11 protein-coding genes and 1 pseudogene are annotated in these 14,427 nt (G+C 71.7%); 4 read left to right on the plus strand and 8 right to left on the minus strand.

Going from position 1 to position 14,427, the window contains the following annotated elements; genetic code table 11:
• On the plus strand, positions 1–1,380 hold a 1,380-nt coding region (locus ABZ896_RS17285; protein WP_360928850.1), incomplete at its 5' end, for an MFS transporter.
• A 422-nt stretch (positions 1,381–1,802) separates the two neighbouring features.
• On the opposite strand, the gene ABZ896_RS17290 is transcribed toward ABZ896_RS17285, so the two are convergent.
• The 3 genes and pseudogenes from ABZ896_RS17290 to ABZ896_RS17300 form a co-directional block, all read right to left on the minus strand.
• A complete protein-coding gene (locus ABZ896_RS17290; RefSeq protein ID WP_360928853.1) occupies positions 1,803–2,291 on the minus strand; it encodes an NAD(P)-binding domain-containing protein in 489 nt (162 codons plus the stop codon).
• 169 nt (positions 2,292–2,460) lie between these two features.
• Positions 2,461–2,703 carry a hypothetical protein gene (locus tag ABZ896_RS17295; protein ID WP_360929007.1) on the minus strand — a complete coding sequence of 81 codons (243 nt, stop codon included), beginning with the start codon at positions 2,701–2,703 and terminating at the stop codon, positions 2,461–2,463.
• A 177-nt stretch (positions 2,704–2,880) separates the two neighbouring features.
• Positions 2,881–3,068 (minus strand): annotated as a pseudogene (locus tag ABZ896_RS17300) (GH25 family lysozyme); the annotation flags it as partial.
• Between the two features lie 54 nt (positions 3,069–3,122).
• Here ABZ896_RS17300 and ABZ896_RS17305 point away from each other — a divergent pair.
• Positions 3,123–3,515: a beta-propeller fold lactonase family protein gene (locus tag ABZ896_RS17305; protein WP_360928856.1), complete on the plus strand. Its 393-nt coding sequence runs from the start codon at positions 3,123–3,125 to the stop codon at positions 3,513–3,515.
• 111 nt (positions 3,516–3,626) lie between these two features.
• The gene (locus ABZ896_RS17310) at positions 3,627–3,815 is read left to right on the plus strand and encodes a hypothetical protein (protein ID WP_360928859.1); all 189 of its coding nucleotides are present in this window, start codon (positions 3,627–3,629) and stop codon (positions 3,813–3,815) included.
• A 42-nt stretch (positions 3,816–3,857) separates the two neighbouring features.
• On the opposite strand, the gene ABZ896_RS17315 is transcribed toward ABZ896_RS17310, so the two are convergent.
• Positions 3,858–4,841 carry a carbohydrate kinase family protein gene (locus ABZ896_RS17315; RefSeq protein ID WP_360928862.1) on the minus strand — a complete coding sequence of 328 codons (984 nt, stop codon included), beginning with the start codon at positions 4,839–4,841 and terminating at the stop codon, positions 3,858–3,860.
• Between the two features lie 285 nt (positions 4,842–5,126).
• On the opposite strand from ABZ896_RS17315, the gene ABZ896_RS17320 reads away from it, so the two are divergent.
• A complete protein-coding gene (locus ABZ896_RS17320; protein WP_360928865.1) occupies positions 5,127–7,217 on the plus strand; it encodes a BTAD domain-containing putative transcriptional regulator in 2,091 nt (696 codons plus the stop codon).
• Here the strand turns inward: ABZ896_RS17320 and ABZ896_RS17325 are convergent.
• Genes ABZ896_RS17325 through ABZ896_RS17340 form a run of 4 tightly spaced genes read right to left on the minus strand, consistent with a single transcriptional unit; the run spans position 7,205 to position 14,245 of the window.
• Entirely contained in the window at positions 7,205–8,068 is an 864-nt protein-coding gene (locus ABZ896_RS17325; RefSeq protein WP_360928868.1) for an acyltransferase domain-containing protein, read from the minus strand. The genes ABZ896_RS17320 and ABZ896_RS17325 overlap by 13 nt on opposite strands.
• A gap of 51 nt (positions 8,069–8,119) precedes the next feature.
• Positions 8,120–9,496 carry a helix-turn-helix domain-containing protein gene (locus tag ABZ896_RS17330; protein ID WP_360928871.1) on the minus strand — a complete coding sequence of 459 codons (1,377 nt, stop codon included), beginning with the start codon at positions 9,494–9,496 and terminating at the stop codon, positions 8,120–8,122.
• Positions 9,493–12,984, minus strand: a complete 3,492-nt coding sequence (gene car / locus ABZ896_RS17335; protein ID WP_360928874.1) for a carboxylic acid reductase — start codon at positions 12,982–12,984, stop codon at positions 9,493–9,495. Before car ends, ABZ896_RS17330 begins: the two co-directional genes overlap by 4 nt.
• Positions 12,985–13,039: 55 nt before the next feature.
• Positions 13,040–14,245, minus strand: a complete 1,206-nt coding sequence (locus tag ABZ896_RS17340; protein WP_360928877.1) for a cytochrome P450 — start codon at positions 14,243–14,245, stop codon at positions 13,040–13,042.
• Between the last annotated feature and the right edge of the window lie 182 nt (positions 14,246–14,427).

Raw genomic sequence — 14,427 nt, forward strand, 5'->3', positions numbered from 1 at the left:
CTCACCACGACGGCCACGACTCCGATCTGGGGCAAACTCGCCGACCTCTTCAGCAAGAAGACGCTGCTCCAGGCCGCCATCGTCATCTTCGTGCTCGGCACCGTGGCGTGCGGGATCAGCCAGAGCGGCGGTCAGCTGATCGCCGCGCGGGCCCTCCAGGGCATCGGTGTGGGAGGGTGTCAGGCGCTCGTGCAGATCGCCATCGCCGCGATCATCCCGCCTCGCGAGCGCGGCCGTTACAGCGCCTACCTGAGCGGCACCACCTCGACGTCGACCATCGGCGGACCGCTGCTCGGCGGGCTGATCGTCGACACCTCGTGGCTGGGCTGGCGGTGGTGCTTCTTCATCGCCCTGCCGCTCGCCGCCGTCGCGTTCGTCCTGCTCCAGCGGACGCTGAACCTGCCCGTCCTGCGCCGCGAGAACGTGAAGATCGACTATCTCGGGGCCACCCTGATCGCCGCCGGTGTCAGCGTGCTGCTCGTGTGGGTGTCGTTCGTCGACAACTCCTTCGCCTGGGCCTCCTGGCAGACCGCCGCCATGCTCTCCGGCGGTCTCGCCCTGCTCGCCGTCGCCGTACGGGTGGAGAAGCGCGCCGCCGAACCGATCGTCCCGCTCGCCATCGTGCGCCGGCGCACCACCACCCTGGCCATCCTCGGCAGCCTGTCCGTCGGTACGGCCATGTTCGGCGCCTCGGTCTTCCTCAGCCAGTACTTCCAGCTCAGCCGCGGCCGCACCCCCACCGAGGCCGGTCTGCTGACGATCCCGATGATGGCCGGCATCCTGGTCGCCTCCGTCGTCGGCGGCCGGATGCTCAGCCGGAGCGGGAAGGTCAAGCCGTACCTCGTCACCGGCGCCCTGCTCCTCACCGTGGGCTGCGCGGGTCTCGGCGTCATCGACCACACGACGCCCCTGATCTTCCTGGGCGTGTCGATGCTGTGTGTCGGGATGGGTGTCGGCATGACCCTGCAGAACTTCGTCCTGGCCGTGCAGAACACCGTGCCGCTCAAGGACATCGGGGCCGCCAGCTCCACGGTGTCGTTCTTCCGCTCCCTCGGCGGCACGATCGGCGTCGCCGTCCTCGGCGCCGTCCTGGCCCGCAGGGTCGCGGACGGCACGGCGAGCGGACTCGCCTCCGCCGGACTGTCCGGAGCGGCCCGGAACCCGGAGCCCCCCGCGGTGCGGGAGATCATCGCCGTCGCGTACGGCGACGCCACGGCGCACATCTTCCTCCTCGCGGCCGCTGCGGCCGTCCTCGCCGTCGTCGCCGCCCTCCTCCTAGAACCGGTCAACCTGCGCACCAGCCTCGACCTGCCGGAGAAGACCGGCGAAGCGGCCGCCGCGGCGCCCGACCCCGGCCAGGGGACGCGCTCGCCCGCGTGAGGACGGCCCCTGTCATGGTGTTGCTCCACCCTCCCGGAATCGACGCAGTTGCCGTGCAGTCCGTGCTGACCGACGAGGGCCGGCTCCTGCTGGTGGTCGGGAGCCTGCTCGGTTCACGCCCCGGCCACAGCCAGGAACCATGCGTATGTGGGCGACGGTGGCTTTGCTCAGGGACGAACTATGCGTGGTGATGCGCGACGTCACGAGTCTGGCCTGGATGACAGGACCGATTCTCTTGCCGGAGCGCGGGCGTCATTGAAGGTCTTCGTCTTGACCGCCGTCGAGGTGGGCGCCGTGAGGTCCCGGCACGCTGGCATGGCCAGCGCGGTCACCATCCTCGTCTGCGCGAACGAGCATGTACTGGGCCCGGCGATCGCCAGTGCCGTCGCGCCCGTCGAGGCCGTGGCCCACGGCGGACGCCGTCAAAGCGCAGAGCGGTGTGGTCTCGGTCGCCGACAGCGGCGAACTCTCGAATGAGGCGCGAGCCGGGTCGCCCACTCGTTGCCATACTCACCCTGCTCGGCGAGCCGCGTGGCGGTGGCGTGGGCTGCCTCGGGGCCGACGGTGCTGGTGAGGATCACGACCGCGCCGGGGAGCAGGGCTTCGGCGGCGCCGTCCGTACCGAACAGCGCGCCCTCGACCTGCGTCTGGTCGCGTACGGCGAGTACGACGACCTCGGCGTCCCGGGCGGCCTCGGCCGGGGAGGCGGCGTCCCGGGCGCCGGCGGAGGCGGCCAGCGCGGCTCGCCGGTCGGCGGCGATGTCGTAGACGGATACGGAGGGACGTGGGGGAAGCACCGAGCCCGGCGGGTACGTGCCGTCCTCGATCCGGTCGCGGATCACGGCGGCGATCTGGGTCGACATCCGCTCCTTGCCCTGCGCGGGCTCCGGCGCGAGATCCGTTGCGCTCATTACGCACCACCGGGGCGCCGGGCCGGCAGCACGGTGAACACCGCGTCCTCCACCAGCAGTCCTGCACCTGCATGAGCGTCCAGCAGCGCCCGGGCGTCGGCTTCGAAGGCGGAGTGCCGCTCCCCGAAGAGGTCGGCGCCCGCAGATAGCCGAGAACGTCCTCGGGCGTTCAGGTGCGGGTCCGGGGGAAGTGGTGGTGAGTGACGTTGCTCCATGCGGAGGCGCCGAGGTCCTCCTCGTACGGGCGGCGGGGGTCGGCGTAGTTGCTGTGGGTTCCTGCCCGGCGATCGGGCCCCAGACAGTGCTGGATCAGCTCGCGCAACGCCTGGGGCCACTCCCCTTGGTGCGTCCACAGGCTTCCGTCCCCCATGATCGCCATCGTGGCGTCGGGGGCGGCGACCCGGTCTGCCATCACAAGGACGTCCGGACCGCTCATCCAGTGGTACGACCGGCAGCAGTTCACCAAGTCTGGGGCCCACGCGGACTCTCCGGGCAGCGGGGCCAGCGGAGCGTACGCGTCGGCCGTGGAGTGGACGAGGGTGAGCGTGCAGTGCCCGAGTGCGGGTGTGAGAACGGCTCGCGCCTGGTCGAGCCTGCCCGGCCAGAGGAAGTGGTAGAAGCCGACGACCAGCCCGGCGTCACGGCCGTGTTTGGTCTGGGTCGCGAGTTTCGGGTGGTGTAGGACCGCCCCTTCGTCGCCTTGATGAAGACGAAGGAGAGGCCGCTCGTGGCGTAGGACGAGGACTGGTAGGCGCTGACGGCCATACCGCGGAGCATATGGGGGCTTCCTGAAGCGGGAGTGGGGGACGTTGCCAGTGCTCCAGCGCCCACTTGGCCGTTGGGCTGGGACGCCAGGTCGGGTGTGCTGACGGCTCGTCGACCAACGCCCCTGGCCACACCGGGACCACGAGCGCCGCCGAACTGGCTGTCAGCCGCGACGGCCGTCATGTGTACACCTCCAACCGGGGTGAGGACGCCCTGGTTGTCTTCTCCGTGGACCCCACGACCGCTCTGCCCACCGAGAGCCGGTGCATCCCCTGCGGCGGAGTCACCCCGTGGAGCCTCGCCCTGCACCCCGGTGGACGGTGGCTGTTCGTCGCGAACGAGGCCAGCGCGAGCATGCACCTCTTCGCGGTCGACCGGGTGTCCGGGCGGCTCACGGACACGGCTGCCTCGGTGGCCGTGCCCTGTCCCGACTGCATCGCCTTCCGCACCCGGGCGTAGGAATCGCACGGTCACCCACCTCGTCCGCGCGGCGACGACACCGACGGCATCCCAGTCGCCGGCCGTACTTCTCGATGCGCGGCAGAACCTCCCAGAACCACAGGTGATCACGTGAACCCGACCCGGCACGACGACCCGGCCGCCTCCGGCAAGGGCCCGTCGACGCGGCACGGCCGGGCCTGCGACGGCCTGCGTTCGCTGCTGCTGTCGGGGAGCTTCGCGCCGGGCGCCCGGCTCACCGAGGCGGACCTGACCCAGCGGTTCGGCGTCTCGCCGAGTGAGCGAACCGTCGCCGCGTGAGCGGGCCGGTCCGGCTCCGGATCAGGCTCCGGCTCCGGTTCCTCAGGGTCCGCCGATGACCCGCGTCCTGATCTCCTCGGCGGTCGCCGCCCCGTAGGCGTCCGCGACCCGGGAGGTGAACTCGGCCGGTACCAGCTTGTACTCCTGGGTGCCGACCGTCTCCAGGACCGTCGACGCGAGGGCGCAGCCGAGTTGTGCCGAGCGCTCCGGGGTCAGGCCGCGGCCCAGGCCGGCCAGATACCCGGCCCGTACCGCGTCACCGGCGCCGGTCGGATCGATCACGTGGTCGGTGGGCACGGCGGGGACCGCGACGGCAGGGATGCCGGCGGTCCTGACGGTCAGTCCGGCGGGGCCCCGCGTGGTGATCCAGGAACCGACCCGGTCCAGGACCTGCCGCTCGGTCCAGCCGGTGCGGTCCTGGAGCAGGGCGGCCTCGTACTCGTTGGTGAACAGCAGTTGGGCGCCGTCGACGAGCCGACGGGCCTCGCCGACGTCGACCCGGGCCAACTGCTGCGAGGGGTCCGCGACTCGGGGGATACCCAGCTCGCGGCTCTCGGCGGTGTGCCGGAGCATGGCCGCCGGATCGTCGGGCGCCACCACGACCAGGTCCAGCCCGCCCGTGCGTGTCGTGACCGCCGGGAGGGCGATGTCCGCGGCCTCGGCCATGGCCCCGGCGTAGAAGACGGCGATCTGGTTCTGGTCGGCGTCGGTCGTGCACATGAACCGGGCCGTGTGGCGGGTCCGGCTCACCCGCACCGACCGGGTGTCGACGCCGTGCTCACGCAACCAGGCGTCGTGGTCCGCGAAGTCCGTTCCGGCGGCGCCCACCAGCACCGGGGTGAAGCCGAGCACGGCGAGCCCGAAGGAGATGTTCGCGGCGACTCCGCCCCGTCGCACCTCCAGTTCGTCGACGAGGAAGGAGAGCGAGACCGTGTCCAGCCGGTCGGCGAGCAGGTGATCGGTGAAACGGCCCGGGAAGCTCGTCAGATGGTCGGTGGCGATAGAACCGGCGACAGCGATCCGCATTCCGGTGCCCCTTTCTTGTTTCCGTCGATCTCATGGCAAGGGCTTCTACTGGGCGAATTGAGGGTGAAAAGGGGCCTCCCATTGCGAAGGGCGTTACCGCCTCTTGGCAGGCCCGTGACCTCGTCTCGTGGGGTGGAACGCGGGTTGACGGACCCCCGGGAAAGCGTGTTCTGTAGATTTCGAAAAATTACGGCGATCTCAGAACCCGAGGAGGTTTCCAGGGTCAGGAGAAACGGCATTTCTTCGTCTCCGCTAGCCTTCCGAAACCATGAGGAGAGTGCCGCAATGGTCGTGTCCCAGCCTCTCGAACCGGGTATCCCGATGCTGCGGGTTCTGGGGCGGATGGCAGTCGAAGCCGACGACCGTGAGCTGCCCGTCGGTCCACCGCTGCGCCGGCTCCTGCTCGCCCTGCTCGTCGCCCGGTGCGGCCAGGTCGTGCCCACCGAACTGCTCATCGAGGAGGTGTGGACGGGCAGGCCTCCGAAGAAGCCCCTGGCCACCCTCCAGAGCCATGTCTCCCATCTGCGCGCGGTGTTGGACCCGCCGACCCGCCGGGGCGAGACGTCGGTCCTGCGCCATCAGGCGCCCGGGTATGTGCTCCTGCTCCCGCCGTCGCAGGTCGACGTCCACCACTTCGAGCAACTGGTCCACGCCGGACATCTGTCGCTGAGGGGCGCGGACCCGACTGCCGCGTGCGCGACCCTCACGGACGCGCTGACGCTGTGGCAGGGCGCTCCCTACACGGAGTTCGACAGCATCCCGTCGCTCGCCCAGGAGCTCGCCCGGCTGGAGCAGCTCCGGCTCACCGCGCTGGAGCACCGGGCGGACGCGCGGCTGCGCCTCGGCGACGCGGAGCAGGTGGTGTTCGAGCTGGACAGCGAGGTGCGCGGCCATCCCGAGCGCGAGCGCATGGTGGCCCATCTGATGGCCGCGCTGTTCACGCTGGGGCGGCAGGCCGAGGCGCTCGCGGTGTACGACCGGACGCGCGTGTACCTGGCCGAGGAACTCGGTGTGGAGACCGGCACCGAACTCCAGCGGGTGCGGCTGGCGATCCTCCGCCACGAGGTGGAGCTGCGCGGGGCCGAACCGCCGCGGGTGCCGGACCGCCGCCCCGGCCCCCTGCCGCGGGCGATGGCATCGGACGCGCCTGGGACCGAGTCCGGGACCGAGCGCGAGCCCGGCCCCGAGTCCGCCTTCGTCGGCCGTGGACCGGAACTCGACCGCCTCGAAGCCGAGGCGGTCGGCACCCTCACCGGCAGTGAACACGTGAGCTGTGTGGTCGGCCCCCTGGGCATCGGCAGGACGCATCTGCTCACGGAATTCACCGCGCGCATGGCGAGGGATCACCAGGACGTGGAGGTGGTCAGCGTTCAGGCGCCGCACGGCCAGGGCGTTCCGCCGCACTGGCTGTGGACCCAGGTGCTCAGACGGCTGTCGGTCACCCGCGCCGCCGCCTTCCACGACGCGATGGCCCCCTACGATTCGCTGCTCGCCCCGCTGCTGGCAGGCAAGGGCTGGCGGACCGCCGGGGCCGACCGCACCCGGACGCGGTTCCTGACACAGGACGCCGTGTGCGAGGTCCTGCGCACCCTGGCCGCGCGCCGACCGCTCGTTCTCTGCGTGGACGACCTGCACCGGGCCGACCCGGATTCCCTGGACCTGCTCGACATGCTCGCCGGACAGCGTTGCGGCTGGCGGATCGGCCTGGTCCTCACCGTCTGGGACTGGAAGATCACCGTCGACGGCGGACTGCGCCGGGTGCTGGGCGACATCCTCAGGGGCCCTCGGGCGGGTGTGCTGAGGCTGGCCGAGCTGCCCCGGCACTCCATTGACGCCCTGGTGAGGGCACGGCTCGGCCCGGGCACGGAGGAGGCGCACGTCGAGCGCGTGTACCGGGAGAGCCGGGGGAACCCCTACTTCGCGCACCGCGCGCTGATGTGGTGCGGCGCTCCGTGCGACCGGGAAGGCCGGACCGGGTGCGCGTGCTGTGCCCGGATCGGCGCCGAAGCACTGGAGAACCTGCGTCTTCTGCTTACCCGGATGCCGGAGCGGGAGCGGCGGGTGGTCCATCTGTGCGCCGTGGTCGGCGGCCGGGCGGAGCTCGGTCTGCTGCGCCGCGTCGCCGCCGACGAGCCGGTCGACGCCGTACTGGACCAACTGCTGCGGGCGGGGCTGCTGCGCGAGGACCCACGCCACCCGGGCCGGGTGCACTTCGACTCGGAGCCGGTCCGCAGGGCACTGGTCGAGTCCCTCACGAGCGAGGAGCGGCAGCGGATCACCGCCGGGCTCCGCGGTTCCCGGGACCGGTCCGGGCCGTCGGCCGCGACGGCCGGCGGCCTCGACGAGGCGGGCGGGCTGGTGCGTCACGGCTTGTGACCGCCGTGGGACGCGGCGATCTTCCGCACCATGTCGAGCAGTGAGCGACCGCCCACCTCCTCGCACTCCAGAGAGGGGTCCTGGCCGAGGAGATGGCGGACGCTGTCCGTCCAGCGCACCGGCCGGACGAGCTGATCACCGAGAGCCCTGACGAACTCGCCCGGCAGATGCGGAAGTCCGGTCGCGTTGGCGATCACCGGCGTATGCGGGTCGTGGAAGGTGAACTCCTTCAGATACTTTTCGAACACGACGCGCGCCGGGTCCATGTACCGCGAGTGGAACGGCCCGCCGACCCGCAGCGGGACGAAGCGGACACCGCGCCGCGCGAGCGCCTCGTGCGCGGTCCGAAGGTCCGGGTGCGGCCCCGCGATGACGAGCTGGGCGTCGGTGTTGAAGGCCGCCAGATCGACGGACTCGATCCCGTCCTCCCGGAGGATCTCCAGGAGTTGTCGCTCCGGCACGTTCAGCACGGCCGTCATTCCTCCGTCGGAGGCCGCTGCCATGAGCTCGCCGCGCCTCTTGACCAGCCGTAGACCGGTCTGGAAGTCGAAGACCCCGGCGGCCAGCAGGGCGTTGTACTCGCCGAGACTGTGGCCGAGGTAGTAGTCGGCGCGACGCTCCTCCCGCCGTTGCCTCTCGAACAGGTGCAGGGCGTTGACGACGAACAGCGCCGGCTGGGTGCATTCCGTGCGCGCCAGCATGCCGTCGGGGTCGTCCCGGCAGACCGCGGCGAGGTCGTACCCCAGGAGATCGCAGGCGAACTCCGTGAGCGCGGGGTAGCGGCCGAGGACATCCGCGCCCATGCCCCGGAACTGCGCCCCTTGTCCGGGGAAGAGGACTGCAAACGACATGGAGACTCCTGGTGGGTGGTGGGGGGATCGGTGACGACGGGTCGGTCGACCTCAACGGCTGTCGGCGCCGTCCAGGGCGGTCCGGCCGAGTACGTCGAAGAGCAGGAGCGCGCTGTGCAGCCGCAGGCGGTCCTCCTGGACCGGGCGGCCCAGCAGGCGCTCGGCCTTCCTGATCCGGTAGGCGACGCTGCTCTTGGCGATGTGCAGCCGGTCGGCGACGGCGGACATACTGCGCTCCAGGTCCAGATAGCACTTGACGGTGACCCGCAGTTCGGACAGGTCGTCGGCGGCCAGCGGACCCAGTTCACGGCGCACGAACCCGGTGCTGAGGTCGGGTCGGGAGCGGAGCAGAACGGCCAACTCCAGGTCCGCGTAGTCGTACGGCGGTTTCCGGCCACCGGCGCCACGGCCGGCCGCGCGGATGAGCTCGGCCGTCTCCCCGGCCTGCCGGTGGCTGGTCCGGAAGCCCTCGATCCCCTCACCCGGCAGGCCCGCCGCGATGTGCACCGTGGGGGACGGCGCGGCCGGCCGGTGCGGTCCTTCGCCGTGGTGCAGCTGACGGAGCGACAGGGGGTGGCCACGGGTGCGCGAGCCCCACGCCCACAGCGACGACACTCCGACGGGGACCGTCAGCAGCGCGGAGCAACCGGCGCTGCGCAGCAGTTCCGTGGCGGCGGCGGCCAGGTCCGCGGTGCCACGGGTGCCCCAGTCGTCACGCCAGACGACGAGCGCGAGATGGCTGCGGCTGATGTCGTAGCCGAGCCGCAAGAACGCCTGGGGCGCGTCCACGTCCGCGCCGTCGAGGATGTCGAGGACCAGTTCCTGATGGTGTGCCGCGGTGCTGCCGAACCAGCCCCGCCGCTCGTTCTCGGCCTGCTCGGCCAGCGTCAGAAGGATGTGCTGCACCCTGGCCACCAGCGCCTCGGAGAGCGTACGGGTGACGTCCGCCGCCTCCGACGGTCCGAGCACGTCCTGGCACGATCGGAACAACCCCCGTACCAAGCAGTCCAGTTGGCCTTTCAGGGAGTCGAACGTTCCACTGACGGGGAGGCTGCGGCGGGCGGACTCGCGGACGGACGCGCCGACGATCTCCGGAATGTCGTCGGCGGTGTACCCCGCCAGACAGGTGAGGACGTACAGCGCCAGCGCCTCCGCGCCGCGTGCCCGCAGCTCGTCGGGGATCCGGGACAGGACGGAGGGCCGGGCCGGGGCGGGAGCCGCCGCGGCCATCAGGCCGGCCACCTCCACCGCCCAGCCCACGGCCCCGTCGCCGATCAGCCGCCGGGCCGTGCGGAGCGCGCTCTCCTCGCTCACCGCGGCGAGGAGCGCCGCGGGATCGCGGGGCCGTAACCGCGGGATCCACGACTGGTCCGGCGGCGGGGACGCGAGGCGATCGCGTGGACCGCTCAGCTGATGCGTCCGGTTCATCGGCGCTCCTCCCGGGACCCGGACCCGTCCAGCAGGCCGAGCCCGATCAGGTCGGTGACGTACTTGCGCACGAGGTCGGCGGTCAGGCGTGGGACGCCCTTGCCGTTGCCGATTCCGGTGTCCTGTACGGCGGTTCGGAACCGGTCGGCGGGGAGCGCCGGTCCGAGGCCGCTCTCCTCGGGCCGCTCGAAGGCGTGCAGCAGCGGCAGCAGCGAGTGCCGGCGCCGCCGCGGCGGCAGGGCGCGCAGCGCGGCCGTGAACCGGGTGAGCCAGGCCTCGTGGTCGTCGATCCGCCGGATCGGCCGGCCGGCCTCGGTGAGCCAGTCGACGACCGTGTCCAGCGGGACACCGTCGTCGTACGGGCTCACGACATGGAAGGTCCGGTGGCCCTCGGTGACCCGCGCGCCCAGGGCGGTGATGGCCTCGGCGCCGAAGTCGACCGGCACACCGGCGTGGTGCGCCCCGGTGCCGTCCCGGTGGAACGAGCCCGGCGCGAGGCCGGTGGCGGCCAGGCTGAACAGGAGCCGGGTGAACAGGTCGGGCACGTTGACCTGCCCGGTGTACCTGGTGTGCGCGAGGAGGATGTCGGACCGGAAGACCCCGACCGGCAGGCCGTACCGCTCGTGGGCCTCCCGCAGCAGGACCTCGCCCGCCCACTTGCCGGTCGCGTACCCGTCGGCGTAGCCCTCGCCGACGCGCCGCTTCGGGACGGCGGCACGGATGTCGGTGTCCTCGTCGAGCGCCGGGGCGCCGAGACACACGGCGACGGAGGAGACGTAGCTGACGGGCTTGAGCCGGGTGCTGAGCGCCAACCGGATCAGTTCGGCCGTACCGACGACGTTCGGGCCGAACAACTGGTCATAGGGAAGTACATGGTTGACCAGGGCGCCCGCGTGGACGACGAGGTCCACGGTGTCGGAGAGCCGGTGCCAGGTGTCATCGTCCAAGCCCAGCCGTGGTTCGCCGAGGTCTCCCGGGAGCACTTCGAGGGTGGTGGCGGCCGCTTCCCGGTAGCGGCGCGGCAGTTCGGCGTCGCCGCTGTCGAACGCCGCCTCAAGCCGTCGTGCCGCCGTGGCCGGGTCGGCGCCCCGGACGAGGCAGATCAGCCTGCCGCCCGAGGACGCCAGCCGCTCCAGCCATTCCAGGCACAGGAACCGGCCCAGATAGCCGGTGGCCCCGGTCAGCAGGACGGTCCGTACGACGCCGTCGGGACGGGGCAGTACGCGGGCGGCGGCGAGCGTCTGCGCGTCGAGGAACTTCTCCAGGGTGAGGTCACCGGCATGGACCTCGGTGCTGTGCTCGCCGTGCACCGAGGCGAACGTCGGCCGCCGTGCCCCGGGACGGCGTTCCCTGTCGACGTACCGCGCCAGTCCCGCCAGGTCGACGGCCGGGCCGATGATCACCCCGACCGGGACCTCGACGTCGAAGATCTCCCGCAGCAGCCGGGAGAAGGACAGCGCGGACAGGGAGTCCCCGCCCAGGTCCGTGAAGTGTGCCCCGGCGTCCGGCGGTTCGGTGTCCGGGGAGCCCAGCAGCGCCTGCGCGGCCCGCTGGACCGTCTCCACCACCGGCCGGTGCGGCCCGGCCCGCCGCAGCTCGCGCAACCGCCGGTCCTGCCCCTCGGCGAGTTCGTCGTACCGCCGCTCAAGTGACGCGCCATAGCGCTCCTTCAGCCGGGGGCGCAGCATCTTGTGGCTCTCGGTGTACAGGCCGTTCTCGGGGCTGAAGGGTTCGGTCTCGATCAGGAAGTCACGGGGAATCTCGAAGGAGTTGAGGCCCGCCTCGGCGGCGGTCCGCTGGAGCGACTCGCCGATCGCCGACTTGAGCGCGGCGCCGTCCCCGCCGTACCGGGCCCGCGCGTCCGGGACGGGCACCACCACCGCGAGCAGGTACGCGCGTTCGCTGTTGCCGTACACGTAGATCTGCCGGACGAGGGGACTGCCGGCGAAGACGGTCTCCAGTCGGGAGACGGCCACGAACTCGCCCTGGGAGAGCTTCAGGGTGTCCTTCGTACGGTCGACATGGACGAGCCGGTCCGGGCCGAGCTCGGCGAAGACGTCACCGGTCCGGTAGTAGCCGTCCTCGTCGAAGAGCTCGGCGGTCAGCTCCGGGCGCTTGTAGTAACCGGGGACGAGGGTCTGCGACTTGAGCAGCAGTTCGCCGCGTGGGTACGGCAAGTCGGTGGTGTGGTAGCCGAGTTCGGGGACATCCAGCAGCTTGTAGTCGAGCACGGGCGGACGTTGCACCACCGTGTCCAGCGTGATCCCGCCCGCCTCGGTGGAGCCGACACCGGTGTACAGGTGGATGCCGAGGCAGGACTCGACGAAGGCCGTGAGCTCGGCGGAGAGCGGGGCGGTGCCGACGAACGCCTTGGCGACCCGCCCGCCCAGGACGTTCTCCCGCAGGTCCTTCCTGACGGCCGCCTCGATATCGGCCGCCTCGACTTCGCCCGGTGAGCCTTCGCCGGACCGTCGGGCCAGTTCGCCGCGGTAGCGTTGGAAGAGCATGTCGCAGACGCGCGGAACCATGGTCAGTTCGGTGGGGCGGACCAGCGCGATGTCCTCGAACAGGGTGGACAGGTCGCTCTCGGCGGTGAAGTGGCCGACCCCGCCCCGGACGAGCGAGCCCATCAGCGCGTACCGGCCGGCGAGATGGCTGTGCGGCAGATAGAGGACGCTGACCGGGGGCACGTCCGTCGACCCGTAGCTGAACCCATACCACGCGGTGCCGACCAGCCGCTGGGTGTACATCGCCCCCTTGGGCGCCCCGGTGCTGCCGGAGGTGTAGATGAGCAGGGACAGCGGATCGTCGCCCGGCTCGGCGGTGAACAGGGGCGCGGGCGGCAGTTCCGCGCCGCGCTCCCTCACCTCGCTCAGTGTGTCCACGACCGCCCGGCTGCCGGCGTCGGCCAGCTGCCGTCGGGCGTGGGCGAGGGCGGAACGCTGCCCGGGGTCCTCGGGGCGGTGGTCGAACACGGTCAGCCGCCGGACGGACGTGGCCCCCACGACCAGATCGACGGCCTTCTCCAGGTGCTCGCCACTCACGGCGAGGACACGTGGCTCGGTCTCCGCGACGATTGCCCGCAGCTGGGCCGGGGGCGCGTTGCGCTGGAGGGGCACGGGTACGACGCCCAGGTGGATGCACGCCAGGTCGAGGGTTGCGTGGTCGATGCTCGGGAAACCCAGGGTGCACAGCCGGTCTCCCGCGCCGAGCGGGTAGCGGGAGTCGTGGTACCAGCGTCCGGCGACCGCGCGGACCCGGGCCCACAGTTCGCGGTAGCTGACGGTGTCGAACCGGGGGAGCAGCCGTCCCGTCGCCGGGTCCCTGGCCCGTTCACCGAGGGCGGGCCGGCCCCCGTGGCTCTCCATGACGGCCGCCATGACCTCGGCGAGCGCCCGGCCCGGATCGACGGACGCCAGCGCCTCGGCGAGTCCCCCGCGCTGGTCGGATGCGGACGTGGTGGTGGTCGCGTCCCGTTGTTCGGCCATGATCAGCTCTCCCGTCGGGTTTCGGTCATGTCGGTGAGCGGGGTGTGGTCGGGGTTCACCAACTGACCGGCAGTGCCGCCACTCCGCGCACCAGGCGTTCGGTCCGCCAGGACAACTGATCGGCGGGCACGGCGAGTTGAAGTCCGGGCAGCCGGTCGAGCAGGATTTCGAGTACGACGCGCAGCTCCAGCCGGGCCAGTTGGGCACCGAGGCAGTGGTGCAGGCCGTGTCCGAAGGTGACGTGCGGGATGCGCTGACGGCCGAAGTCGATCTCGTCGTGCCGCTCGTACACCTCGGGGTCGTGGTTGGCCATGCCCAGTTCGGCCACCACCGCGTCCCCGGCGCGGATGAGCTGCCCGCTCAGCTCCACGTCCTCGACGGCGATGCGGGTGAATCCGGCGGTCGCGCTGTTCGGGATGAACCGGAGGAGCTCCTCCACCGCGTCGGGGACGAGCGCGGGGTCGGCGACGAGCTGCCGCCAGAGGGCGGGCCGGGTCAGCAGGGTGTAGACGAAGTTGCCGATCTGGTTGGCGGTCGCCTCCTGCCCGGCGGAGAGCAGGCTGACGCCGAGACCGACGAGTTCCTCTTCACCCAGCGGGTCGGACTCCCCTGACTCCCCGTTCTCGGCGACCAGTTCGCCGAGGAGGTCGTCGGTGGGGGTGACGCGGCGCAGCGCGATCAGAGCGGCGAGGTACTCGTCGAGCCGTGTGCGGGCCCGCGCCGCCTGCTCGGGGTCGGCCAGCATCAGCAGACCGTCCACCCACTCGCCGAACCGTTCGCGGTCGGCGAGGGGGACACCGAGCATCTCGCAGATCACCGTGATCGGCAGCGGCCAGGTCAGGGCGGTCGTCAGATCGGCCGGCGCGCCCGTCGCCACCATGGCGTCGAGCAGTTCGTGCACGATCTCCTCGATGCGCGGACGCAGCGCCTTCAGACGGCGGATGGTGAAGGCGTTCGTCACCCGGCGCCGCAGACGGGTGTGCTCCGGCGGGTCCATGCTCAGCATCGAGGTGCCGGGCAGCCCGACCGCGACCGTGCGCGGCACATGATCGCCCACGGCGGCGGCCCGGCTGAACCGGGGGTCGGCCAGCACCGTCCTGACATCCGCGTACCGGGTGACCAGCCAGCCTTCGCCGCCGAAGGGCAGCCGTACCCGCAGCACGGGCTGTTCGCCGCAGATCTCCACCAGGGTCGGGTCCAGATCGAGCCGGGTGATCGGGCCGAACGGGTAGGACCGTGTCCCGTCCTCGGTCGTCGTCATCGTGTCGATCCCTCTCTTCCGTCGGGGCGGGGCGGTTCCGGGGGCGGTTGAGGTGCCGGGGTCGGACCGGCTCAGGGCCTGTTGTCGTGGTCCGGGCGCTCCAGGCGCAGTTCCGTCGGGGTTCCGTCGCGGTCCCGTCGCCGAGCTGAGGCCGGTCGGGTGGCGGCGAGTGCGGGCGTCTC

It is taken from the genome of Streptomyces sp. NPDC047072 (assembly GCF_040643855.1).
GTDB lineage: Bacteria > Actinomycetota > Actinomycetes > Streptomycetales > Streptomycetaceae > Streptomyces.

Excerpts from the sequence above, each read along its gene's own strand:
- ABZ896_RS17295 (WP_360929007.1), bottom strand. The coding sequence starts at position 2,703 with ATGGCAGACCGGGTCGCCGCCCCCGACGCCACGATGGCGATCATGGGG.
- ABZ896_RS17325 (WP_360928868.1), bottom strand. The coding sequence starts at position 8,068 with ATGTCGTTTGCAGTCCTCTTCCCCGGACAAGGGGCGCAGTTCCGGGGC.
- car (WP_360928874.1), bottom strand. The coding sequence starts at position 12,984 with ATGGCCGAACAACGGGACGCGACCACCACCACGTCCGCATCCGACCAG.
- ABZ896_RS17320 (WP_360928865.1), top strand. The coding sequence starts at position 5,127 with ATGGTCGTGTCCCAGCCTCTCGAACCGGGTATCCCGATGCTGCGGGTT.
- ABZ896_RS17290 (WP_360928853.1), bottom strand. The coding sequence starts at position 2,291 with ATGAGCGCAACGGATCTCGCGCCGGAGCCCGCGCAGGGCAAGGAGCGG.
- ABZ896_RS17315 (WP_360928862.1), bottom strand. The coding sequence starts at position 4,841 with ATGCGGATCGCTGTCGCCGGTTCTATCGCCACCGACCATCTGACGAGC.
- ABZ896_RS17340 (WP_360928877.1), bottom strand. The coding sequence starts at position 14,245 with ATGACGACGACCGAGGACGGGACACGGTCCTACCCGTTCGGCCCGATC.
- ABZ896_RS17330 (WP_360928871.1), bottom strand. The coding sequence starts at position 9,496 with ATGAACCGGACGCATCAGCTGAGCGGTCCACGCGATCGCCTCGCGTCC.